Genomic DNA, 2,205 nt, shown 5'->3' on the forward strand with positions numbered 1-2,205 from the left:
TAAAGGTAGCGTTAAATTATCAAGGAGTAGTTGACTTTAAGAATCAAAATAGTTGTCAAATAAAAAGCAATTTTATAGTTTAGCCTCCCCCGTTCATCATCATCCCTCAACCGGGGGGGGATTTTTTGAGCAGTAGTAGTTTTAGTGTTTAAAATTCCACCTAGCAATGTTGCCATATGAATAATTTGGCTCTAAATGATGATGTATTTTAATTATTTTTATATCAGAAAAGTTGAGGAGCGGGGTTTTTGGGGTTCTAAATTTCGATTAAAAATTATCAAATTATCAAAATTATTCATCACTCAGGTAAATTTTTTCAGGATCTTAATTATAGTTTTTTAAAGGTTTGTAAGGAAGATGATTTTAATTAAAACAATAGATAGTCGATCCTTTCAAGATATTTCTTGCGATCTTCTTTACGAATGTTAACGATCCAAAACAAAAAAAGAATTGCATCGTGTTTTTCCAGTAACTATACTCTTTTAGCGTTTTAGCGGGATGGCTAAAATTCAAGCAAAACAGTAAATAAATCAAAAATATACTTGACAGGATTGTCGCAGATGTTCTATAATTTTCAACAGGCAACAGGCAACTTGGCCAACCTATAATTTAAATTCGTCAAAGTTAAGCACCCAGCGTTTATTTTTCACCAAAGTTTATTTTTTCACGCAATTATGCGGAATTTTGCAAATTTTCTCGCGATCTTTTTTTCGATCCTACTTTAGATCCTTCTTGCGATCCTCTTTTCGATCTAATTTATTCCGGCAGATTTTTTTGGGCGTAGCTGTTTTAATTCCTTTTACCATCCATGCATTAACCTCTAAAACCTCAAATGTGATTCACGGTAATGCGCCGTATTTGACTTTCGATGGTGGTCGTACTCGTGCGATTAATACTAACGATCTGCTCGGGATTACGTTATCTGATGGTACGCAATATACGCCATCAACCAATCCTTCATCGGCAACCCCAATCGTCTTGCCGGTTGTGGGTCAGAGTTTTACTGATATAGACATGTTTGTTCCAACTGATACCGATTCAGTCGCTTTAAGTTCTCTTATCGGTCCTCCTAATAATTATTGGGGGGATGATGATGGTGATAGTGACGTTACTGTTACTGGTTCTTTAAGTTTATCTATCGTCGATAATAACAATCGGTCGGTGTCACGTAATGCCGTATTAACTACCTGTAATAATTCTGCACCTTATCGTGTTACATTATCCAGTACTGACGGTGTATTATCTACACGTTATGGTCTTCCTCCTAGTAGTACTTTCAACGCAAGTAGTGTAACTTATTTTGTTAATCCTAAGGCTATGCCGGTGATATGTTTTGCCAGACCTAGTTTGAATTTTGGTACAGATAAATATGCTGGTCCGGCATGGATGTGGGATCCAGATAATGGTTTTCTTACTCAGTCAACTGACCCATCACGTTATAGTCAAAACTTTCCGACTACTGGCGCTAATGGATTTTACTTTGATTTACTCATTAGCGATGTTAATCAGGCGTTGTCTTGGGCTCCGGTATCTCAGGGGGGGATCACAGCAACTATGACTAATTCTACCGCTACAAGCGTACATGTTATTTTAACTGGTCCTTTTGCAAATGAATTTCAACAGAATTCAGTCAGTCCTGATAGTATTTCCACACCTATTTTACCTCAGACCTTCGAGTTAGTCGGTCGTGACAGTAATGGTAATACAGTTGTTAAATATGGTTTTACGTTAAAGCAGTGGTTCGTCCACCGTGGCAATAAGAGGGGCTCTTATCCTGAAATCTTATCTTGGTGTGATAGTATTGGTTATCGTCTTGTTAAAGTAAAAGATTTAACAAATGCAGTTCGTACAGATGCAGTGATACCTAGTGCCACTCCTCCCTCATCAACTAATAATTTCATGCGTCATATCGGTGCAGGCTTTCTTACGGAATGGGGTCGTATGATGGACTTTGGCTTCCGCTACCATTGGAGCTGGACTAGTGATACGTTCGGTAGTAGTCAGTTTGTCATTGATACAGACTACGGTTTTGTAGGCTGGATCAATAATGCGTCTTTCGACGGGCTTTGCGTCTATCCATAGTTTTATTCCTTCTTCCTTAAGCCTTAAAGCTTGGGGGATAAAGGAGTAGCTAAATTATTAAGAAATATTTGACTTGAAGAGTCAAGGTGGTTGTCAAATAAAAAGCGATTTTGTGGTTTAGCC

At 37.8% G+C, this 2,205-nt stretch carries 1 protein-coding gene; it reads left to right on the plus strand.

What is annotated here, in order from left to right:
* The first annotated feature begins 774 nt into the window (after window positions 1-774).
* Complete coding sequence (locus J3T98_RS11160) at window positions 775-2,082, plus strand: hypothetical protein (protein ID WP_267362927.1); 1,308 nt, start codon at window positions 775-777, stop codon at window positions 2,080-2,082.
* Window positions 2,083-2,205 lie beyond the last annotated feature (123 nt).

The sequence above is a fragment of the Gilliamella sp. B2772 genome, assembly GCF_026536985.1.
Lineage (GTDB): Bacteria > Pseudomonadota > Gammaproteobacteria > Enterobacterales > Orbaceae > Gilliamella > Gilliamella apicola_E.